The sequence below is a fragment of the Candidatus Galacturonatibacter soehngenii genome (genome assembly GCF_008830185.1).
In the GTDB taxonomy this organism is placed as follows: Bacteria; Bacillota; Clostridia; order Lachnospirales; family Lachnospiraceae; genus Lachnotalea; species Lachnotalea soehngenii.
The window spans coordinates 1,009,655-1,033,779 of sequence record NZ_WAGX01000004.1; the positions used below are offsets into that span (position 1 = coordinate 1,009,655).

Consider the following 24,125-nt stretch of genomic DNA (forward strand, 5'->3'; position numbering starts at 1 on the left):
ATATTCTATAAGTTATCCCATATTTCTTGAATATGTTTTCTTGCTTGCACTGCATTATTCGGGTTGGTATCCTCGAGGGTAGCATGAATATATGGCTTATCCTTTTTCATAAATCTTAATAAATTCTCGTAATTCATGATTCCTGTTCCAGCAGCAACCGAAACCAAATCATCTTCGCCAACTATGATATCCTTTATATGAACTACGGCGGTATCTTTTCCTAATAATTCGATTGCTTCGTTAATAATAGCATCCCTATCTTCATAATTGTTGATATCAAGTAGATTTACTGGATCAAGAATAATTTGCAAATTAGGAGACATAATCGTATCTAATACACGTCGTGCTACTTTCGGACTATGCACAATATGTCTTACTACAGGCTCAATTGCAACAATGACACCCATTTGTTCTGCATATTTTACAATTGGTTTTAGATTCGTAATAAAAGTTTGTAATGCTTCTTCACTTTTACACTCTGGAACCGTTTTATATTCTGTATTTGGCGCACCAGTTTCAGTACCAACTACTCCGCAACCTAAGATAGATGCAAATCGTATATTGGCCATATACGTTTCTATTGATTGTTTTAATTCGCTTTCATCTGGTGTTGCCAGATTCAAATAGCACCCTAAAACTGCTATATCCACGTCATTTTTTGCAAATAACTTTTTAAGATACATAGCAAGTCCTGGTGTCAATGCAGCATTTTCTGCCGAATACTCTGAAATTACTTTTTTTAATGCAACATGTGCACATTGAAATCCTTGTTTATTTACATTAGCAAGTCTCTCTTCTAATGGTAAATCTACCGTATCGTGTAATCTTATACCTAACTGCATAAGTCTACCTCCTATTTTTTATTTATTGAGTTAATATTATTAAGTATATACGGCTCCCCCATTTGCCCCTTAATGTCTACATTTTGAATGACTAATTGTTCGACATTGTTTACATAGATGCCAAGTCTACTACAAGGTTCTATTCCATCTAACATGGCAGGTACATCACTCTTACAGTTTTTTGAAAACTCAAAGGAGATATTTTCCATTTCAATCAGCTCAATTTTTTGCTCTGGTAATCCATAAAAATAAGCAGCCGCTACATGGCAATTCTCGCATTTGATATTTCTAAAAAACAGTTTTTTAATCAGTGGGGTTCTTTCATCCACCTCGTGATATTCTTTTGACCAAACATATTCTGTATGACCATCTGGATCACAAAAATAATAGCAATTCAATACCAACGGGGTCATAACATGATCCATAACGATATTTTCAAAGATTATATCATCTATGATAGCATCTTTTCCCCTACCTCGTCTTGTTTTGATTCTAAGCCCTCGATCGGTATGAACAAATCTACAATCTTTTACGAGAAGATTCTTAACTCCACCTGCCATCTCACTTCCAACGGTAACGGCCCCATGTCCATTTTGCATAAGGCATTGCTTAATCGTTATGTTTTTTGAAGGTTTTTTATACTTTGATCCCATATAAATCTTACCTGATTTAACAGCTATACAGTCGTCACCTAGTGAAAACTGTACTCCGTAAATGATAACATTTTCACAAGATTCAGGGTCTAATCCATCTGTGTTAGGTGAATCTTGAGGATTCTCAATTCTTAAATCAATAAATTTAAGATTATCGCTAAAATATGGATGGATATTCCAAGCAGGGCTATTTTGAAATTGAATCCCTTGTATCGAAACTTCATTACATCGGTTCAAAAATAATAATCTAGGACGAAATGCACCCTTCATCACTTTAGCATTCTTCCACCAATTGTCAAAACTCGCATTACCATCTATGAGACCTTCACCATATAAAGTAACATTACTAACATTAATTCCTGTAAGAATACCTGCAAACATAGGAAGAGGATTGCCCTCCCACGTCCCTAAGTTATATTCGGACTGTTCGTCATAGCTTTCAATCAAACCTTCTAACTTAGCAAATTTACTTCTATCTGTTTCAGCTAAGATAACAGCATCTTTTGCTATTTCAATATTTATATCACTTTTTAAGAAAATACTTGTTACTTTATAAATACCTCTTGGAATCAGTACTCTACTATTAGGAGGACAAGCCATGATTGCAGCTTGGATGAAGCTAGTATCATCGTTAACACCATCTCCCTTTGCCCCCATATCTACAACATTTAATGTTACAAATTCATAGTCAGTTGTAAATTCAAGAATTTCATACTGTTCATTATCATTACATACCGATATTTTATAATTTGTATCTGGCTTTAACTCAAATAAACTATTTACAACTTTATTTGTCTTTGCATAGAACTCATCATTGATGTAAATATAATAGTTCTGATTTGTAAATACTACACTTCCATCTTCTATTTCAAACGATACACTTCGTGCTGTTTTCATAAGTAAATTAAGTCTCATAAATTTTACCACCTATTAATTCATTCATGCTTTTCATTTGTGATGCAAACCAAACCGTAGTGCAACTTAAATTCCCAGTAAATTATACCATAAGAATACACTTTGCTAAACTGTTTTTCTATTATTTATAAAATTGATTAGTCAAAATGGGATATAGCTTTTGCTACATCCCATCTTCTTTTTTCATTGCATTATTTATTACTTAGTTATTAACCCTTTACTCCACCAGCTGAGATACCTTCAACGAAAGTATTCTGAGCTAAGAAAAATACTACTAAAGATGGAATAATTGAAATCAATGAAGTTGCCAAAACACGGTTCCAATCAAATCCTGTATCAGCATCCATGGACAACTTAACAAAGATTGCAGCAGGATATTTAGCTGGTGTGGAAACGTATAACAATGGTCCCATAAAGTCATTTGATGACCACATAAACTGGAACAATGCACAAGAAACCATAGCTGGTTTGAGCATTGGTACAATAATCTTCCACAAAGTCTGTACCACATTACATCCATCAATCTTAGCTGCTTCTTCCAATTCTTTCGGTACGTTACGAAGGAACTGAATTAACATAAATACAAAATAAGTATCTGTTGCAAATATGGTTGGAACGATAATTGGTAAATACAAACTAGAATCTACCCATCCAAAATTATTAAACAAAATGTATTGAGGAACATTTAATACTACTTGTGGTAGGAATAAAGTGGACATCAAAACAGCAAATAGGAAATCTCTTCCCTTAAATTTAAATCTTCCAAATCCATATGCAGTAACGGTTGCTGATACAACAGTAAATACTACTTTAGGAATAACATACGAATAGGTATTGAACATTGATTTCATAAGATTAATTTCGCCACCATAACTTTTCATGGCATTTTTATATCCGTCTAAAGTTGGATTTTTAGGAATAAAACCAATTCCGCTAAAAATCTCATTGTTCACTTTAAAAGTTGCACCAAACATCCAAATTAACGGATAAACCATTAATAAGCCAACAGCTGTTAGGACAACATATCTTAAAATGGTACTAATTATTTTTTTCTTACCTAGTTCCATTAATTTCTACCTCCCATCATCATCTGAGTAATATACCCAATGCTTCTGACTTACAAATGCAACTACAGTAAGAATCATTACAATAATAAACATAATCCAAGCCATAGCACTAGCCATACCCATTTGGTAACTCTTAAACGCATTACTATAAACGAGTAAAGAAATTAATGTTGTAGAACTTCTTGGTCCACCTTTGGTAATAATAAATGGTCCATTAAATTCTTGGAACGCCTGACATAGCTGTGTTACAAGATTGTAAAAAATTACTGGTGTAATTAATGGAACTGTAATACTAAAAAATTGTCTCCATTTTCCGGCTCCATCAATGGCAGCTGCTTCATATAAATCTCCTGAAACACCCTTTAACGCTGCAAGGAAAATTACCATTGCAGAACCAAATTGCCAGACTCTTAACAAACAAATAATGAATAACGCCCATTTGGTATCTGATAACCAATTAGGTCCATCTACACCAAAGAATCCTAAAAATGTATTAATAAGTCCTTCATCTCTAAATAGCGCCTTCCAAAGAACAGCGATTGCTACAGACCCTCCAAGAATAGACGGAATATAATAAGCTGTTCGATATAAATTAACACCTTTAATCTTAAAATTTAATATGTAGGCGATAAATAAAGCCGCTGTTAATTTAAGAGGAACTGTAATAAATGCATATTTAAATGTTACATTAAAAGCTTTCATAATCTTAGCATCGGTAAAAATATCAACATAATTCATTAGTCCAACTTTCGAAATACCATTGAACAAATGATAATCTGTAAAGCTATATACCAATGATGAACCAAATGGATATAGTTTAAAAATGATAAAACCTATCAGCCAAGGAAGAATAAAAAAGAAACCTATGTTTTCTTTCAGAAATCTTTTAAATCCTTTTTTTTGAGTAGGCACAACGTGTGTAGCATTAGCTTGTTTGGCCATTTTAAATCCTCCTTATATAAATATACGAATTACGCTTCTCTAAGCATAAGCATCTGCGCATATGCCATCATAAAAGCCCCTGATCCTTTATGATCATCACACACAATTGGTTCTGAAAAATAGTATTCCACACTTCCGTCTCTTTCATTCTTAGGTCCAAGGCCTGCAACCGAACAAATTTGACTCAGTTTTGGTACATTATCTTCCTCTATTAACATTCGGTCGATAATCGAATTGAGTATCTCTTCACCAATACTTTGATATTTCTCTTTTGATAATGCTCCGATTCTACATCCCTTCATAATTGCATATGCAACCATGGCAGAGCCTGAAGTCTCTAAGTAATTACCCTCTATATCACCTTTATCAATTAACTGATAAAATAATTTGCTTTCCTTATCCTGATACTGTAAAATTCCCTTTACAGCTTCTTTAAAAATACCTTCTAATGTTTTATATTGCTCAAATATCTCTTTTGACATTACATCCATTGTATCCACAAGAGACATTAAATACCAACCCATCGCTCTTAACCAAAAGTTAGGAGACTTTCCTGTTTCCTTATCTGCCCATATTTGGATTTTCGCTTCATCATAAGCGTGATAGTATAAAGATTTTTCTTCATTATAAATATATTTTCTTACATTTCTAAACTGATTTACAATATCTTCATAATGTTCTTTGTTCTCATATTTTGTCTCATATTCCATATAAAATGGTTGTGCCATATACAAACCATCTAACCAAATCTGATTTGGATAAATTTTCTTATGCCAGAAGCTACCACACTTTGTACGTGGATGATCTCTAAGCTGATCCATCAAAATTTCAATTGCTTGTCTATACTTCTCTTCTTTGGTTTCTTCGTATAAAAAGAATAATACTTTACCAGTATGTATACTGTCAATATTGTAATTTTCTTTTTCAAAATGATTGATTGTTCCATCATCATTAATAAATTTTTTCATGTATTCAATTACAAATTCTTTATACATGCTCTTTCCTGTTGCCTGATATAATTGAACACATCCCACCAAAACACATCCATCTTCATAATTCCAATCAGATTTCGCATTTTCGAAATGGGCCAAATGATATTCTACATATTGGTCGAACTTCATAATTTTCTCCTTATCTTTAAACATGTCGCAGGAAACCGTAGCATCCAGCGACATGTTTGGTTCAAAATATAATATTCTTAAAATTAGTTACCTAATACAGCGTTAATTCCATCAATCAAAGTTGTAGTAGCAGTAGCTAAATCATAGTCACCATAACTTAATCCTTGCATTACGTCATAGTAAACACCATCTGGGTTGTTCTTTAATTTAGCATCTTCAAATTTAGGATCTAATGCAAATTGTGTCCAAGCAAGAACTTTTCCATTTGCTTCTGCAACTGTTTTATTTAATAAATCATTATCAGTACAAATCTGTAAACCAGCTTTGCTTAGAGGGATACCTCTTTCAGAAGCCATAATCTTAACGCCTTCTTCTTCATTTAATAAGAAGTTAACCAATTTTGCACATGCTTCTTTGTTTGCTGCTGATTCAGCAATAGAGAATCCTAAAGAAACTTTAGAGAATCCACCTTGGTACTCACCCATATCTTTAAAATAATCACCAACAACAAATTCCTGTCCTTCTTCTAAAGCTGACTCAAACTTAGAAGCTGATGAATCCCATTCAAAGATACCTGCATAAATGCCATTCATCCATTTAGGGTTCTTATCAAGTGAATCTGCACCATCACCAGTAATTGTTTCGATTGTAGGAATTACATGTGAATCTTCAAGTGACTTAATGAATTCTAAACCTTTTTGAACTTCTTCTTCTGTATACTGTAATTTATTATCTTCTACCCATGGTTTTCCATATACAGACTCTAAGTAATAAACCATAAGAATTGTTCTGTCAAGTTCACCCATAGCAAGTGGATAATAATCATCACCTAATTTAGTCTTAAAAGTTTCACCAGCTTTTTTCAACTCTTCTAATGAAGTAGGTACAGCAATACCAGCTTTTTCAAAAGTAGCTTTGTTCCAGTAGAAAATTCTACCTGTCATTGATACAGGAACTGCTTGTAACTTACCTGCTACTGTACATAAGTCTAATTTTGTCTGATCAAACTGTGTTAAATCAATAATATCTTTATATTCGTTCAAATCAGCAAAAACATTTCCGTCTGAACTAAATGAAGTAAGCCAGTTCCAGTTGATCTGTGTTACATCGGAACCTGTACCAGTTGCAAAGCCAGTTGCCATCTTTTCTTCCCAACCGTCCCATGCACCGTAGTTTACTTTTACTTCAATATCTTTGTTAAGTTCCATAAACTTATTAACAGCTGCTATTGTAGCTTCATGTCTTGAATCACCACCCCACCATGAGAACGTGATTACTGTTTTACCATCTGCTGAATCTGTAGCAGTGTCTTTTGCATCATCTTTTGATGTATCAGCTGCTGCATCTTTTGATGTATCAGTTGTTGCGTCTGACGTTTTTGAATCTGTTTTAGATCCACAAGCCGCCAATGATAGTGCCATTGTTGATGCCATTAATAGGGCAACTAGTTTTTTAGCCTTTTTCATAATACCATTATCTCTCCTTTTGTTTTATCTTTGCAAAGGTTTGCAATATTTTGTAAAAAATAGGCATAAATGCTATTGAATTAGTTATTTAACCGTCTCTTTAGTCATTCATGCAAGTTTCTTTTTACTTTTTAACTATAACATTACTGTTTTATAATGTCAACTGTGCATTTTACTATATGTAACACTTATTTTTTGTACAAATTCACAACACTTTTTTTGCATTTTGCAAACGTTACCAATGCTATCAAGGCTTTTTGCAATGTTTTATAATTTGATAATTACTGACAAACCACTCCTTATTCTTCAACAAAAATCGAGTTTCACTCATGGTTTTTGTCTTTATAAGATATATCTGTCTTTAATTGTTGCAATCGTTGTCAAAACATTAGGTAAACTCTCAAAGAGATATGCACTAGTTGTTTTATCAGTACTATTTCTAATTTCAAAAGAGAAAGTATACCTTGTATACCTTCTCTCTTACTTTAAATAATTTTTAAATTTAATTTATTACTTAAATCACTTAAAAAACGCATAACAAATACTGTATAATTCAAATCATCTTTTACCATATCTTCCAAATCAGACTCTTTTAAAAGATTAATTCTTGCATAAATTGAATTTAATTTATATAGTGTTGCTGCTACAGGGTCAGTTTTATTGAGCTCATCAATTCCTTCTCTTACATGCTTTAAAAGATTTGCAAATATTTTGACATAAATCTCTGGACATTTATCAATCAGACTACCATATGTGCTAGCTTGTATATGATAAACAATTGTTTGATCCATCAAAGCCTTTACGGTATAGAGTCGAATCGAATCTTGAATAATTGGTATCCCTCCAAAATATCCTCCAGTTTTTATGTGAAAAATAGAATTTCTAGCTTTTTCTGTTACTTCTACTTCACCTTGCAATACAATATAAATTGTAGTATCCGTACACTGTTCGTCTAAAATGATATTATTTGTATCATAAACCTTTGAATGACCTACCTTGTTCATTTTAGACAAGTCCATAAAAATGCCTCCTTGATGTTAGAATACTTCTAGCTATTAACATTCTAACGCTATTGAGAACATTATAATATACTTCATTTAACTTCATCAATAATCTTACTTTGTTAAAAGTTATTATATTCCGCAGTAATTTGAGTATTAATCTATTACACTTACACGCATCATATTACTAATTGGTGCATCTGCACATTCAATACTAGGTGCAGGTGAACCTGCTGTTAATACAACGACATCTCCGCTTTCCACATACTTTTTCTCTTTAATAATATTTAATGCTCTTGCAATAATATCTTCTGTTGATTCTTCTTTCTCTGTTGAAATAATTGGTGTAACTCCCCAGTAAATCTGCATTTTTCTTAAAGTTCTCTCATTAGGCGAGATACCGATAATAGAAACACTAGGCTTAAAGCTTGATACTAATCTTGCAGTTGCACCAGATATGGTAGGTGTTACAATTAGCTTAGCATCTAAGTTATGTGAAGTACTAACAGTTGAATATCCAACTGCACTTGCTATACTTTTCTTTCTATGCATTGCTTTATTTTGAATTAATCTTTCATAATCTAAATGTTGCTCTGTTGAATTAGCAATCTTAACCATCATCTTTAAAGCTTCAACAGGGTATTTACCTGCAGCCGTTTCTCCGGATAGCATAACTGCATCTGTTCCATCATAAATAGCATTGGCTACATCTGTTACTTCTGCTCTGGTAGGTCTTGGATTACGAATCATAGAATCTAACATTTGAGTTGCAGTAATAACTGGTTTGTACTTTTCATTACATTTTTTGATAATCATTTTTTGTAAATAAGGAAGTTCATCTGCTGCGATTTCAACACCTAAGTCTCCTCTGGCAACCATGATACCATCTGAATAATGTATAATTTCATCAATATTATTAATACCTTCTGCATTTTCAATCTTGGCAATAACATTAATATGCTCTGCATTATGTTCTTTTAATATTGCCTTAATTTCCTTAATACATTCAGCTGAACGGACAAAAGATGCTGCAATAAAATCAATGTCTTGTCCAATACCAAAAATGATATCTTCTTTATCCTTTTGTGTAAGTGCTGGAAGCTTAATAATTACGTTAGGTACATTTACACCTTTTCTCATTCCTAGCTCACCACCATTGATAACCTTACATTTGATTTGTTTTCCATTGATTTCTAATACTTCAAATTCTAACAAACCATCATCCACAAGGATTTTGTTTCCAACCTCTAAATCCTCTGCAAGTCCTTCATATGTGATATGTCCTATTGTCTCATCACCAATTATATCTTCACTAGTAAAAGTATAAATATCGTTTTCTTTTAATTCTACTTTTTTATTATCTTTTAAGAGACCTGTTCTGATTTCTGGACCTTTTGTATCTAGCAATATAGCAATTGGAATCTGAAGTTCATCTCTAATACTTTTAACCAAATCCATTCTGCCCTTTTGTTCCTCATAATCACCATGAGAAAAATTGAATCTTGCAATATCCATTCCTTCTTGGACTAACGCCTTTAACAAATCTCTATCGTTTGTGTTTGGTCCCATTGTACAAATTATTTTTGTTTTCTTCATAATTTTACCTCCTAAAGCGGACACATAAATCGTGTCTTTATCGTTGACATTATGCATAATATGAGCCTCTTATATTCATACATCATTGTATAAGAGGCCAATTTAAACCTAAATGAATCATTTTTTTATGTGCTTATGTGTAAATAGATGATCTTGGCAATATTCATAGTTGCCGTCGCATTTTGAACAAAATCGAAACTCTAACTCATCACCATCTTCTTCTGTACGGCCACAAATAGCACATTTATGTTTGGTAATGCCTTTTTGTTGTGAAACGGCTCTTTTATACACTTGCTTACGATGTATCTCATGTGGAGACATCCTTTTATAGTTTCTTGTAGCCAGAAAAAATATAAGAAAGTTTGCAAATGATAGCACGACACAAATCTTTGTGGCAATATTCCCAGTTATTAGCATATAAGCAAAGTATGCTCCATTAAACAATGCTAACCACTTGGCCTTTACCGGTATAATAAAAAACAATAAAAACTGCATATTGGGATACGTGGCTGCAAATGCAAATAACAGTGAAAAATTCAAATAAGATGTACCCAATAAATATGACTTTCCTGTAATTAAATAGACAATAATCGCCGCCAAAACATGTCCTAAAATTCCAACCAGAAAATACATATTAAATCGAAATGCTCCCCATTGGTTTTCTAGATTGGTGCCTATCATGTAATACAAATACAACGCTAATATAGCAAATAATCTACCACCTGGTCCTTGAATAAGGAATGTAAAAATTCTCCAAACCTGTCCTCTTAGTATAGCTGCAGCATTTAAAGATAAATAATTGAAATAAATCTCAGGTGCAACCATATCCAACACTGTTCCAATACCATATAATATGATAATATAATACATTAGATTATGTATTGCATATTTACCAAATTTTCTTTCAAGCTTGTTTAATAAATTCATGTTATTAGCACCTTTCTACAAATTAATTAAAACAAATCTTTTTTGGCAAAGAACAATGCCAGCATAATTGTAATCACCAACGAAAATACAATTACATATGCAAAACCAAACGGACTTGATGCTCCAGGCATACCATCTGGATTTACATTCATACCATAAAAGCTTGCTATCATAGTTGGTATTGACATAACAATTGTTACTGTAGCTAAGAATTTCATCACAATATTTAAATTATTGGAAATAACTGAAGCAAATGCATCCATCGTACCGCTTAAAATACCACTATAAATATTTGCCATTTCAATTGCCTGCTTATTTTCAATAATTACATCTTCTAATAATTCTCTATCTTCTGGGTATTTTTTTATACTTTCTGTTTTCAGTAATTTCTCCAAAACAACCTCGTTAGATCTTAATGATGTCGTAAAATATACTAGGCTCTTTTCCAATTCTAGAAGCTCTATTAATTCTTCATTTTTCGTCGACACATGAAGCTTTCTTTCAATCACTTCACTTTTTTTATCAATGATTCTAAGATAGTGCAAAAACATTGTTGCATTTTTATATAACATCTGTAGTATGAATCTTGTCTTTTTGTATGTGTAAAAATTCCTTACTCGTCCATCCATAAATGCACCTAACACTGGTGTATCCTCTAGACAAATTGTAAATATCAATTCATCTGTAATAATTATAGCAAGTGGAATCGTCACATACCAATCCTTATTATTCCTCTCCTCAATTATAGGTATATCAACTAAAATCATGGTATACCTGTCCTCTACTTCAATTCTCGAACGTTCTTCTTCATCTAAAGACGCTCTTAAATGCTCCACATCAATGTTATATTGATTCGAAATATCAAGTATCTCCGTAGCTGTCGGATCTGTCAATGCAACCCAGCATCCCTCCTGAATTTCATTCACTTCTTGTATTCCTTCATCAACTGTTCTAAAAATCCTGATCATGGAATTTACTCCTTTCATTGTCTTATTAGTTTACTAGAATAAGACAATGTCAGTCTGTGCCAATGTCTTACCCTAATTATCTGTTTAAATTTAAGTAATTATTCCTCGGCACACCTTCCATGAGAATACACTTCCTTTCTTCTTAATTAATAGATTAAATAAGTGATATATCTTGTATTTCTTACAATTATTCTGTAAAAAAGCTTTCACATGAAGTGAAAGCTCCATTACACAAACTTTCTTGTCGCTACCATTATAATTTCTGCGTCCACTTTTGTCAATCGTAAGTCACATATTTTACATAGATGTACGAATATTTACATAGATGTTTCGACAGAAATCATCTTTGGAATACAGATTTCATCATTTATCTGGAGATTATAAACATTGATGTAAGGGTTTGCCATAATTAAGTCTGATACACTCACTTCATAAGTTCTACTAATCTTATAAAGAGTATCTCCTTCTTTTATTACATAATAAAACCCTCTGCATCTGCAATTATTAATACACCTTGTATAAGCTTGGGAGTTATTTGTGTTTAAATTATTGTAATTATCCATAAAGCATTCCTCTTTTTCATTTCTCTATATAATATTCTTTTGACCATAATTTGTTGCAATTTTACACAATTTTATATGTATTTTTTCTTATTATAATGCGTGATCAAACCGCTATACAAATTTAGTATTTGTAATTGCAGAATCAATGTCGTATAATAGTACCGAATCTTGTATTTGTCTGATGACGACTACCAAGCCCCATCTAAATCAAGTTTCACTTAATTTTGCTAGGAGGTAACAGTAACGAACTGTAATAATTATATGAAAAATCAAACACTATATCCATTGGGCATTGACATTGGTTCAACTACTGTCAAAATAGCCATTTTAGATGAAAAGAATAATATATTATTCTCTGATTATAGACGACATTTTGCTAATATTCAGGAGACTTTAGCATCCTTACTAGAAGAAGCTTACAAACAATTTGGAGAGCTTACACTCACACCTGTTATTACAGGTTCTGGTGGTTTAACTCTTTCGAAATATTTAAATATTCCCTTTGTTCAAGAAGTAATCGCTGTATCGACTGCATTACAAGACTATGCGCCTCAGACTGATGTCGCAATTGAACTAGGTGGAGAGGATGCAAAAATTATTTATTTTTCTGGTGGTTCGGTTGAACAACGTATGAACGGTATATGCGCTGGCGGAACTGGTTCTTTCATAGACCAAATGGCTTCTTTAATACAAACAGATGCTATGGGGCTTAATGAATATGCAAAAAATTATAAAGCAATTTATCCAATCGCTGCAAGATGTGGTGTATTTGCCAAATCAGATATTCAACCTTTAATCAACGAAGGGGCTACAAAGGAGGATTTATCTGCTTCTATCTTTCAGGCGGTTGTCAATCAAACAATCAGCGGTTTAGCTTGTGGTAAACCAATTCGAGGTCATATTGCATTTTTGGGAGGCCCACTGCACTTTTTATCCGAACTAAGGGAAGCATTTATTCGTACGTTAAATCTTGATGAGGAGCATATTATTGCACCTAGTCATTCCCACTTGTTTGCTGCCATAGGATCTGCTCAAACATCTAAAGGCGATGCAGTAATCTCTTTATCTGATTTAAAAAATAAAATGAAAACAAGTATCAAGATGGAGTTCGAGGTTGAGCGTTTAGAACCTCTTTTTTCTTCCGAAGAAGAATATGCAAAGTTTGAAGCACGTCATAATCATCACCATGTAAAAACGGGTGATTTAGAAAGCTACAAAGGCAAATGCTTCTTAGGAATTGATGCTGGTTCTACAACAACTAAGGTTGCTTTAATTGGCGAAGACGGAGCTTTACTTTATTCGTTTTATAGTAGTAATAACGGAAGTCCCTTGGCAACGGCAATGAAAGCTATAAAAGAAATATATGCAAAACTTCCTAACGAGGCTCAAATCGCATATTCTTGTTCTACTGGTTATGGTGAAGCACTTGTAAAGGCTGCTTTATTACTGGATGAAGGTGAAGTTGAAACCGTTTCTCATTATTATGCTGCTGCATTTTTTGATCCAGAAGTTGACTGCATCTTAGATATCGGCGGACAAGATATGAAGTGCATTCGAATTAAAAACCAGACAGTTGACAGTGTACAACTGAATGAAGCTTGTTCAGCAGGTTGTGGTTCCTTTATTGAAACCTTTGCCAAATCATTAAACTTCACAGTAGAAAATTTTGCAACAACTGCTCTATTTGCCAAGAATCCAATTGATTTAGGAACACGCTGTACGGTTTTTATGAATTCAAAAGTAAAACAAGCACAAAAAGAAGGTGCTGGCGTTGACGATATATCTGCTGGTCTTGCATACTCTGTTATTAAGAATGCTTTATTTAAAGTTATAAAAGTTTCAGATCCAAAAGAATTGGGAAAGAAAATAGTCGTACAAGGTGGAACCTTCTACAATGATGCTGTTTTAAGAAGTTTTGAAAAAATATCAAAATGTGAAGTAGTTCGTCCTGATATCGCTGGAATTATGGGGGCCTTTGGAGCTGCCTTAATTGCTAGGGAACGTTATGAACTTACTGATACAAAAGAAAGTACCATGCTTTCGATTGATCAAATTAACGCCTTGGAATTTGATACTAAAATGAGTCGTTGCAGAGCTTGTACTAATAGCTGTGTTTTAACGATTAATCGATTTACAGGTGGACGCCAATACATTACAGGCAACCGTTGTGAACGTGGTATTGGTAAGGTTAAGAATAAAGATAATATACCTAATCTTTTTGAATACAAATACGAAAGAACGTTTTCCTATGAACCATTGCCTAAAGAAGATGCAATTCGCGGAACTGTTGGTATTCCAAGAGTTCTTAATATGTATGAGAATTATCCATTTTGGTTTACATTCTTTCATACTTTAAAGTTTCAGGTTGTCTTATCTCCTGATTCCACACGTAAGATATACGAGTTAGGCATTGAATCCATACCAAGTGAATCCGAGTGTTATCCAGCTAAATTAGCACACGGTCATATCATGTGGTTGATTAAACATGGTGTAGACTTTATTTTTTATCCATGTATTCCATATGAGCGTAATGAATTTAAAGAAGCCAACAATCATTACAATTGTCCGATTGTAACTTCTTATGCGGAAAATATTAAAAATAATATCGATGAAATTGCTAGAGGAGACATTAATTTTAAAAATCCGTTTCTTTCTTTTGAAAGCAAAGAAACGATTATTCCTCAATTGGTAAAATCATTAGATGCTTTTAATCTTTCTTATGATGAAATAAAACAAGCGGTTGATTTAGCGTGGGAAGAATTAATTCGCTCTAGAGAAGATATCAAACGAAAGGGAGAAGAAACCTTAAAATATTTAGAAGAAACTGGAAGACGTGGTATTGTTTTAGCTGGACGTCCTTACCATATTGATCCTGAAATCAATCATGGAATTCCTGAGTTGATTAACTCCTATGGAATAGCTGTTCTCACAGAAGACTCTATTTCCCATTTAGAGCCAGTAGAACGTCCTCTTTTGGTTATGGATCAATGGATGTATCATTCAAGGCTCTATGGGGCTGCTAACTACATTAAAACCAAAGAGAATTTGGACATGATTCAATTAAATTCTTTTGGTTGCGGCCTAGATGCCGTTACAACAGACGAGGTAAGTGATATTTTGTCAAAATCAGATAAAATATATACCGTTCTTAAAATAGATGAGGTAAACAACCTAGGGGCTGCTCGAATCCGTATTCGCTCACTTATTTCAGCGCTACGTGTTCGTGAGCAAAAAAAGTTTAATCGACAAGTTCACTCTTCTGCATATAACCGTGTTGTTTTTACAGAGGAAATGAGAAAAAATTATACTATACTTTGCCCTCAGATGTCACCAATTCACTTTGAATTAGTAGAGCCTGCGTTGGTATCTTGTGGTTATAACATTAAAGTACTTGGAAATGACAATAAGTCATCTGTTGATGTAGGGCTTAAATATGTAAATAATGATGCCTGTTATCCATCTCTAATGGTTGTTGGACAGATTATGGATGCCATATTATCTGGTGAGTATGACCTTGAAAAGACCGCTGTTATTATCAGCCAAACAGGTGGTGGATGTCGAGCTTCCAATTACATTGGTTTCATCAGAAGAGCATTAGAGAAAGCCGGTTATCCTCAAATTCCTGTCATTTCGCTAAACCTAAGCGGTTTAGAAGGAAATCCTGGATTTAAGATTACATATGATATGGTAAAGAAAGGTGTATTTGCACTGATATTTGGCGATATCTTTATGCGTACTTTATATCATATGCGTCCATATGAAAAAGTTCCTGGCTCTGCAAACGAGCTACATCGTAAATGGGTGAAAACGTGTTCTGAATTTGTGTCAGGTAAAAATCCTTCTTACTTTAAATTCTTTCGTTTGTGCAAAGAGATTGTGAGAGATTTTGATAATCTACCAATTACAAATGAAGTGAAACCAAAGGTTGGAATTGTTGGTGAAATCCTTGTTAAGTTCTTACCATCAGCCAATAATTATTTAGTTGAATTACTAGAAGCAGAAGGCGCGGAAGCGGTGGTACCTGACCTAATTGATTTCTTCTTATACTGCTTTAAAAATACAGAGTTTAAAGCAAACGAATTAGGTTTTAAAAAGTCAACCGCAATCAAAGGCCGCTTAGGAATAAAAGCAATTGAATTTCTTCGTGGCTCTGCATACCAGGCATTAAAGAAAAGCAAAAACTTTACACCTCCATCAAACATTGATAAGCTTGCTGATATGGCAAAAGACTTCGTTTCCCTCGGAAATCAGACAGGTGAAGGATGGTTTTTAACTGCTGAAATGCTAGAACTAATACATAGTGGAACCAATAATATCGTTTGTGCACAACCCTTTGCTTGTCTTCCAAATCATGTTGTTGGTAAGGGTGTAATCAAGGAACTAAGACATCAATATCCTCTTTCAAATATTGTTGCAATTGATTATGATCCAGGTGCTAGTGAAGTAAATCAGCTTAATCGTATTAAGCTTATGCTTTCCACTGCAAATAAAAATCTTTACACAAAAAATTAATGTTCCTAAAATTCTCAAACCATTATCTTTTTATAGATTAAATAAAGCTAGATTTCTAATGAATGGAAATCTAGCTTTGTTTATGTATTATATATTTTCAATTTGCCAATCAATTGGCTCTAATTCCCTTGCCTGTAAAAATGCGTTCGTCTTACTAAAATGTTTACATCCAAAAAATCCTCGATAAGAAGATAAAGGACTTGGATGAGGCGCCTCCAAAATAAGATGATTGGGGTTGTTTAGCATTACCTTTTTACTTTGTGCAGGCTTTCCCCACAACAAATATACGATGGGGCGATCTTGTTCATTTAGGATACGAATTGCCGCATCTGTAAATTCCTCCCATCCAATCCCACGATGAGAATTAGCCTGATGTGCCCTTACTGTAAGTACCGTATTTAGCAATAACACACCCTGTTTTGCCCATTTCACTAAATATCCATTGTTTGGTACATAACAGCCCAAATCCTCTTGCAGCTCCTTATAAATATTTACTAAGGAAGGAGGTATATCCACCTCTGGCTTAACTGAGAAGCAGACCCCATGAGCCTGTCCATTATCATGATAAGGGTCTTGTCCTAGTATAACAACCTTTACCTTACTAAGAGGGGTTAGATGAAATGCGTTAAATATATCATCTGCTGGTGGAAATATCAGTCTTGTATTATATTCCTCCACAACCTTTTTATGCAAATTCTTGTAATACTCCTTGCCAAATTCTTCTTTTAATGGTTCCAACCAATCATTTGTAATCGGTGGCATATTATCACCTCTCTTGCTTTAATTATAGCCTTACTGGAACATTTTTGTCCCTTAAGTATTGTTTTACCTGATTAATCTCTAATTCTTTATAATGAAATAAGGAAGCCGCTAAAGCAGCATCCGCTTTCCCTGTTGTTAATGCTTCATGAAAATGTTCCATTGTTCCAGCTCCTCCTGATGCGATGACTGGTATCGACACCTTTTGTGCGATCAACTGAGTTAGTTCAATATCATATCCTGCTTTTGTCCCATCGCAATCCATACTGGTCAGTAATATCTCACCAGCTCCTAGCCTATCTACTTGCATTGCCCATTCTATTGCATCAATTCCAACATCAAGCCTTCCACCATTTTTATAAATATTCCATCCAGATCCATCTTCTCTTTTTCTGGCATCTATTGCAACCACAACACATTGACTTCCAAACTTGTCCGCCGCTTCACGAATCAAATTGGGATTGTTTATTGCTGATGAATTAATGGAAACCTTATCTGCACCTTCTCTAAGAATCGCTTTAAAGTCCTCAACGCTTCGAATCCCTCCACCGACTGTGAATGGAATAAAAACCTTCTTAGCAACCTTTCTAACCATATCTATCACGGTATTTCTTGCATCGGATGTAGCCGTAATATCAAGAAATACTAATTCATCTGCTCCTGCTTTATCATAAGCTGCTGCTATTTCAACCGGATCACCTGCATCCTGTAAATTTACAAAATTAACGCCCTTAACTACCCTTGCATTACACACATCCAAACAAGGAATGATTCGTTTTGTATGCATCTATTTTTCCTCCTTATTTAGTTTTGCGAAATTCTCAAGTATTTTCAAACCAATCTTACTACTCTTTTCTGGATGGAATTGGCACGCAAACACATTTTCTTGTTCTACCGATGCATGAATCGTCGTGCTATATTCTGTAGTTGCAGTTACAATCCTGTCATCCATTGCCTTTAGATAGTAGGAATGTACAAAATATACATAGGATTCGTTCTCAATTCCTTTAAACAATTTCCCTTGATTCATAAGGGTTAGGGAATTCCATCCAATATGAGGAATTTTTAAACCTGCTTGCTCTGGTATTCTAAGAATTTCTCCCTTTAACACCCCTAATCCTTCTTCACCCGTACTCTCATCACTTCGTTCAAACAATAATTGAAGTCCTAGGCAGATTCCAAGAAAAGGTTTATTACTTTCCACTATTTCATAAATCACCTTATCTAGTTCAAACTTTCTCAAATTACTCATAGCATCGCCAAATGCACCTACTCCAGGTAAAATTACTTTATCCGCACCAAGTAGTATTTTTGCATCGCGAGAAACAACTACCTCTTCTCCTAAAAAATTTAAGGCTTTTTCTACGCTTTTTAAGTTACCAGCATCATAGTCAATTATTCCTATCATTTTAACCTCCACAATCCTATGAGTGATTATACAATATTTTTATTAATTATACTTATTATAAAACACTCTCTCTAAAAATCCTATATTTTTCTTGCTTTTTTTTAAGTACTAACGTAAAACAAAGCAGATGGACATCTGCTTTGTTTTATAAATGATTTTAGTGGTTATTTGTAATGTTCTTTATTTGTACAGAATATGACGTAGCATCTTCAGCTAAATTTATCGTTCTTGCCATTTCTAACGATACATTATACTTTTCAGTTAGTTCTTTCTCGATTTGGCCTAATATACGGTCATAAAAAGCATCTGCTCCATATTGCTGTGCTCTAGCATAATGTTCGTCATACTTTGATACACCTTTTAATAACGCACTAAGCGCCTCTTGGTTTAACCCAATTCTTTCATAGGTATAAAAGGAATCCAGTTGATTTTTTAAAAACATAATCGTTTGTAATTTATTATAAAAGGTCAAATCCTTTTTCTGAATCTCTAATCCTTCTAGTTCATAATAGGCCTTTGTATATTCTTCTCTTTCATAATAACCTTTTGCAGTAGAAATACTAATACTATAAGGAATCAGATTGGAACCAGATATAATTAGGATGACAATTGAAATACACAAAACAAATATAGCTATTACCTGGCCTTTATGTAAAGGTACTGAAGGTTCTTCAATAATTTCTGGTTTTTTTACCTTTGGCTTCTTCGGTTTTTTTTCTTTCTTAGCTTTCTTTTCCTTTGGAGGCTTAACCTTTTTTTCTTTTTTCTTTTTTTCTTTAGCCGTTATCTCTTCTAGGGGTTGGTCATTTGACGATTCTTCATTGTTTTTAAATAGTTTTGCAAACAAACCAGGCTTTTTGTCATTCTTCAAACTTTTTGTTTCTTGTGCTTTCGCATCTTTGTCCTTTGCAAGCTCTGCTTCTGTCTCATCAACACTTAAAAAGACTTCTTCCCCTGAAAGATCCTCTTCACCTAATAACTTCATCAAATCGTCATCAAAAAGACTTTGTTCAGCAAAATCTTCTGATTGACTCGAAACCTCAATTGAGTCTTGTGATTCACCTAACACGGCAAATATGTCTTCTTCATTTGATTCATTAGACTCTTCCTCTACTCTATCCGTAGCACCTTCTTCTACCTCTGTATCAAGGCTTCCCAATATATCATCAATACTGTTTAATAAGGTATCACTTTCCTTTTCAAGCTCAACTGTTTCATTATTAATATCCTCTTCGTCTTTTATAGAAATATCACTTTCAACAGTCTCACCTTCATTCACAGATATGTCCTCTAACAATTCTTCCTCTTGATTATCTGCAAATACATCTATCAATCCTTCTTCTTCCTTGGTATCTGTAATTACATCTTCTAATACTTCTTCATCCGTATTTACAAATACATCTACCAATCCTTCTTCCTTCGTATCTGCAATTACATCTTCTAATACTTCGTCTTCATTCGTATCTGCAAATACATCTACCAACCCTTCTTCTTCCTCAGTATCTGCAAATATATCTACCAACCCTTCTTCCTCAGCATCTGCGAATACGTCTTCCATTCCTTCTTCTTCCGTATCTGCGAATACATCTATAAGTGCTTCTTCTTCCGTATCTGCAAATACATCTTCCATTCCTTCTTCTTCCGTATCTGCAAATACATCTATAAGTGCTTCTTCTTTCGTATCTGCAAATACATCTTCCATTCCTTCTTCAGAATCTGTAAATTCATCTTTTAACGCATCTGCTTTCTCACTAGTTAATGCATCTGCCAACATTTCTTCTTCTTTTTTCTCTGTTTTTTTGCTCTCTTCTTTTCCATCCACAATAGAATTTAATAGATTATTTAAGTAATCTTCTTGTCCCATATATCTTCCTCCGCTCAATATAACAAGTTAATACCCTATATTATCTTAATAAAAAAGCTTTCGCACTCTCTTTTACTGTAATAGCCTTATTTGCTAACTCACTACTAACTTGGTTAAATTTTTCATTTATTCTAATAAAATGAGCTTTATTATTAATAAATGCAATCTTTTCGAAAGGCCATCGAATCACAGTTGGATACTTAAAGTTAACTCCTAATTCAAGAACACATAGCTCTTGATTCAGTGTTAGTGAAGTCCATTCTGTATATCTCTTCCATTGTTCTAGATATCCTTCTTCACAGTAATTACTATTTTGAACGCTGTTATATACTAGATTTTCGCCGCATTGAATACATCTAGGTTGTTTAATATCTCTTAGCTTAACTTGTTTATCACAAATCAAAGCTATTATTTCTTTATCAATTTCATCAGCGTCTACTACCTTATTATTGCAATTGTTGCAACATTGATATTGATTATGTCTACCACATGGATATACAATTTTCTCATGATTAAATCCAACTTTCTCAAGTAATCCATCTGTATTCATATTTACTATAAAGTAATCTTTATCTTGAATTATATTGAACAACTCTCGATAGGCTTGTCCTGTTTGTAAATGATCAATACCAATCTCAGAATGGATATAATAATTTTTTATTGTTTCTATCATCCAGTCAACTTTGTCATCTTCTAACTCTTTTTCTTTTTTTTCTTTAAAAATCTGATATACATTACTGGATTGATAGGAGATATCTTTATTCGAAAACTCTTCTCCAATTCCGATTAATATCTTTTTTGATTCTTTTATCCGATTAACTATATCTTCTTTTGATGCTGACATACTTTTTTCCTTTTCTTATTACTATTCTTACCAAAAAAAGTTCTTATCGTTTTCACTTCTGATAAGAACTTTTCTAGCTCTATTTTGCTAACAGTTTATCAATTTCTGAAACTAAATTACCTATTTCTGGCTTAGAAAGCTGTGCATCTGCACCTAACTGTTCGCCTTTTCTTCGCATTTCTTCATTAACAAGTGATGAGAAGATAACGACTGGAAGTCTTGATAATTTTTCATCTGTCTTAATTAATTTGGTTAATCTATGTCCATCCATAATTGGCATTTCAATGTCTGTAATAACACATTTTACTTTTTTATCTAACGTTCCTTCTCTTTTAAATTGCGATAGTTTATCCCACGCCTCTTGTCCATTATCTGTTACAATTAAATTATTATATCCTGATTTCTTCAATGAATCTGTAATTAATTTACAAAGAAGGGGAGAATCTTCTGAAATGAGTATTGGAGAATCATTTCTTTGCCTTTCACCTAATGCATCAATATCTGAAATCTTAAGACCTGTTTCAGGACTTATATCTGTAACAATCTTTTCAAAGTCTAATATAATAATTAGCTTATCCTCTATTTTAATAATACCGGTTGATACACCATTTCCAGCTGTATTAATCGTCTGGTCTGGTTTTATTATATCTGCCCATGATATTCTGTGAATTCCTAGCACTGAATCCACATGGAATGCAATATTTAATTTATTAAAATTGGTTATAATAAATAATCCTTCGTCATCTGCATTACTATTTATACCAATTGCCTTTTTTAGATTAATAACAGAAATCATAGTATCTCTTGGCATAAACACACCTTCGATACAAGGATGCGCATTTGGAACCGGAGTTACTTTTTGAAACGTTAAAATTTCTCTGATTTTGGCAACATTAATTCCATAATGATTACCTCCAAGAGTAAATTCTAATACCTCTAATTCATTTGTACCATTCTCTAGTAGTATATTTGTATCCATATCTCTACCTTCCTCTCTTTGTAACTTTCCAAAAACTCATATTTGTCTTATTATAGCATAAAAAAGCGAAAAGATATATCCGATTTTATAAACAATTTATAAAATATAATTTAATCTTTCTGCTAATTATGAGATTTGATTCCCCAAAAAACTGGTAACGTATTTCATAAAAAAAATCTAAAAATTATATTGAGATACAGATGATATAACAAAAATAGACATTCTTATTTTATTAAGAATGTCCGCTTCTATCTATTAAATATAAATTACTATATTAACATACCTTCAAAACTGCACATGAAATTCGAATAATGTATGACGACTCCCTTAACAAGCTCTCACCTGCTAAGCTCTTTGGTCATGCCCTCGACCGATTAGTAACAGTCAGCTACATGCATTACTGCACTTCTACCTCTGTCCTATCTACCTTGTAGTCTTCAAGGGGTCTTACTAGCCTGCGCTATGGGATATCTCATCTTGAGGGGGGCTTCACGCTTAGATGCCTTCAGCGTTTATCCCTTCCGAACTTGGCTACTCTGCCATGCCTTTGGTAGACAACAGATACACCAGCGGTTCGTCCAACCCGGTCCTCTCGTACTAAGGTCAGCTCCTCTCAAATATCCTGCGCCCGTGCCGGATAGGGACCGAACTGTCTCACGACGTTCTGAACCCAGCTCGCGTACCGCTTTAATGGGCGAACAGCCCAACCCTTGGGACCTACTTCAGCCCCAGGATGCGATGAGCCGACATCGAGGTGCCAAACCACTCCGTCGATGTGAACTCTTGGGAGTGATAAGCCTGTTATCCCCAGGGTAGCTTTTATCCGTTGAGCGATGGCAATCCCACTTTATACCACCGGATCACTAAGTCCTAGTTTCCTACCTGCTCCACCCGTCGGTGTCACAGTCAAGCTCCCTTATGCCTTTGCACTCTGCGAATGGTTTCCAACCATTCTGAGGGAACCTTTGAGCGCCTCCGATACTCTTTCGGAGGCGACCGCCCCAGTCAAACTCCCCGCCTGACATTGTCCTCCCACCAGTTTATGGTGGCTAGTTAGAAATCCAATACTGCAAGGGCGGTATCCCAACAACGACTCTGGTATGACTGGCGTCATACCTTCCTAGTCTCCCGCCTATCCTGTACATGCAGTACCGAATCCCAGTATCAAACTGGAGTAAAGCTCCATGGGGTCTTTCCGTCCTGGCACGGGTAACCAGCATCTTCACTGGTACTTCAATTTCACCGGGTGCATTGTCGAGACAGTGCCCAAATCATTACGCCTTTCGTGCGGGTCGGAACTTACCCGACAAGGAATTTCGCTACCTTAGGACCGTTATAGTTACGGCCGCCGTTTACTGGGGCTTAAGTTCAAAGCTTCGCTTGCGCTAACCTCTCCCCTTAACCTTCCAGCACCGGGCAGGCGTCAGCCCATATACCTCACCTTTCGGTTTTGCATAGACCTGTGTTTTTGCTAAACAGTTGCTTGGGCCAATTCTCTGCGGCCTGGCTTTCACCAGGCACCCCTTCTCCCGAAGTTACGGGGTCATTTTGCCGAGTTCCTTAACAATGCTTCTCCCGTCGGCCTTAGGATTCTCTCCTCATCCACCTGTGTCGGTTTACGGTACGGGTACAATAAAAACAATAGCGGCTTTTCTTGGCAGCTAGCTCACACACTTCCCTACTTTAATTTCGGTCCAC

The 24,125-nt window shown here is 34.4% G+C and carries 18 protein-coding genes and 1 rRNA gene; 1 reads left to right on the forward strand and 18 read right to left on the reverse strand.

Annotation, left to right across the window (positions count from 1 at the left end; translation table 11 throughout):
- Nucleotides 1–5 precede the first annotated feature (5 nt).
- From F7O84_RS07280 to F7O84_RS07330, 11 genes are all read right to left on the reverse strand, one after another.
- Nucleotides 6–842 (reverse strand): sugar phosphate isomerase/epimerase family protein, encoded by an 837-nt coding sequence (locus F7O84_RS07280; protein ID WP_151143598.1) that lies wholly within the window; start codon nucleotides 840–842, stop codon nucleotides 6–8.
- Between the two features lie 11 nt (nucleotides 843–853).
- A complete protein-coding gene (locus tag F7O84_RS07285; protein ID WP_151143600.1) occupies nucleotides 854–2,410 on the reverse strand; it encodes a glycoside hydrolase family 28 protein in 1,557 nt (518 codons plus the stop codon).
- Between the two features lie 209 nt (nucleotides 2,411–2,619).
- A complete protein-coding gene (locus tag F7O84_RS07290) occupies nucleotides 2,620–3,477 on the reverse strand; it encodes a carbohydrate ABC transporter permease (RefSeq protein WP_151143603.1) in 858 nt (285 codons plus the stop codon).
- A gap of 6 nt (nucleotides 3,478–3,483) precedes the next feature.
- Complete coding sequence (locus tag F7O84_RS07295; protein WP_151143606.1) at nucleotides 3,484–4,419, reverse strand: carbohydrate ABC transporter permease; 936 nt, start codon at nucleotides 4,417–4,419, stop codon at nucleotides 3,484–3,486.
- A gap of 29 nt (nucleotides 4,420–4,448) precedes the next feature.
- Complete coding sequence (locus F7O84_RS07300) at nucleotides 4,449–5,540, reverse strand: glycoside hydrolase family 88/105 protein (protein WP_207708042.1); 1,092 nt, start codon at nucleotides 5,538–5,540, stop codon at nucleotides 4,449–4,451.
- Between the two features lie 83 nt (nucleotides 5,541–5,623).
- Complete coding sequence (locus F7O84_RS07305) at nucleotides 5,624–7,009, reverse strand: ABC transporter substrate-binding protein (protein WP_151143611.1); 1,386 nt, start codon at nucleotides 7,007–7,009, stop codon at nucleotides 5,624–5,626.
- A 482-nt stretch (nucleotides 7,010–7,491) separates the two neighbouring features.
- Nucleotides 7,492–8,025 carry a cyclic nucleotide-binding domain-containing protein gene (locus tag F7O84_RS07310; RefSeq protein WP_151143614.1) on the reverse strand — a complete coding sequence of 178 codons (534 nt, stop codon included), beginning with the start codon at nucleotides 8,023–8,025 and terminating at the stop codon, nucleotides 7,492–7,494.
- Nucleotides 8,026–8,163: 138 nt separating this feature from the next.
- Nucleotides 8,164–9,603 (reverse strand): pyruvate kinase, encoded by a 1,440-nt coding sequence (pyk, locus tag F7O84_RS07315; protein ID WP_151143618.1) that lies wholly within the window; start codon nucleotides 9,601–9,603, stop codon nucleotides 8,164–8,166.
- 117 nt (nucleotides 9,604–9,720) lie between these two features.
- The gene (locus F7O84_RS07320) at nucleotides 9,721–10,530 is read right to left on the reverse strand and encodes a rhomboid family intramembrane serine protease (RefSeq protein ID WP_151143621.1); all 810 of its coding nucleotides are present in this window, start codon (nucleotides 10,528–10,530) and stop codon (nucleotides 9,721–9,723) included.
- A gap of 26 nt (nucleotides 10,531–10,556) precedes the next feature.
- Nucleotides 10,557–11,498, reverse strand: coding sequence for a magnesium transporter CorA family protein (locus F7O84_RS07325; RefSeq protein ID WP_151143624.1), 942 nt, complete (start codon nucleotides 11,496–11,498; stop codon nucleotides 10,557–10,559).
- Between the two features lie 317 nt (nucleotides 11,499–11,815).
- Nucleotides 11,816–12,061, reverse strand: coding sequence for a LysM peptidoglycan-binding domain-containing protein (locus F7O84_RS07330; protein ID WP_151143626.1), 246 nt, complete (start codon nucleotides 12,059–12,061; stop codon nucleotides 11,816–11,818).
- Nucleotides 12,062–12,322: 261 nt separating this feature from the next.
- Here F7O84_RS07330 and F7O84_RS07335 point away from each other — a divergent pair, with 261 nt between their 5' ends.
- Nucleotides 12,323–16,573: a 2-hydroxyacyl-CoA dehydratase gene (locus F7O84_RS07335; protein WP_151143629.1), complete on the forward strand. Its 4,251-nt coding sequence runs from the start codon at nucleotides 12,323–12,325 to the stop codon at nucleotides 16,571–16,573.
- A gap of 87 nt (nucleotides 16,574–16,660) precedes the next feature.
- Here F7O84_RS07335 and ung read toward each other — a convergent pair whose 3' ends face one another.
- From ung to F7O84_RS07370, 7 genes are all read right to left on the reverse strand, one after another.
- Entirely contained in the window at nucleotides 16,661–17,335 is a 675-nt protein-coding gene (ung, locus tag F7O84_RS07340; protein ID WP_151143632.1) for a uracil-DNA glycosylase, read from the reverse strand.
- Nucleotides 17,336–17,357: 22 nt separating this feature from the next.
- Nucleotides 17,358–18,119, reverse strand: coding sequence for an imidazole glycerol phosphate synthase subunit HisF (gene hisF, locus F7O84_RS07345; RefSeq protein ID WP_151143635.1), 762 nt, complete (start codon nucleotides 18,117–18,119; stop codon nucleotides 17,358–17,360).
- Complete coding sequence (hisH, locus tag F7O84_RS07350) at nucleotides 18,120–18,740, reverse strand: imidazole glycerol phosphate synthase subunit HisH (protein WP_151143638.1); 621 nt, start codon at nucleotides 18,738–18,740, stop codon at nucleotides 18,120–18,122.
- Between the two features lie 157 nt (nucleotides 18,741–18,897).
- Complete coding sequence (locus tag F7O84_RS07355) at nucleotides 18,898–20,604, reverse strand: hypothetical protein (protein WP_151143641.1); 1,707 nt, start codon at nucleotides 20,602–20,604, stop codon at nucleotides 18,898–18,900.
- 40 nt (nucleotides 20,605–20,644) lie between these two features.
- Complete coding sequence (locus F7O84_RS07360; RefSeq protein ID WP_151143644.1) at nucleotides 20,645–21,448, reverse strand: hypothetical protein; 804 nt, start codon at nucleotides 21,446–21,448, stop codon at nucleotides 20,645–20,647.
- Nucleotides 21,449–21,527: 79 nt separating this feature from the next.
- A complete protein-coding gene (locus F7O84_RS07365; RefSeq protein ID WP_151143647.1) occupies nucleotides 21,528–22,427 on the reverse strand; it encodes a chemotaxis protein in 900 nt (299 codons plus the stop codon).
- 354 nt (nucleotides 22,428–22,781) lie between these two features.
- A 23S ribosomal RNA gene (locus tag F7O84_RS07370) occupies nucleotides 22,782–24,125 on the reverse strand; the annotation flags it as partial.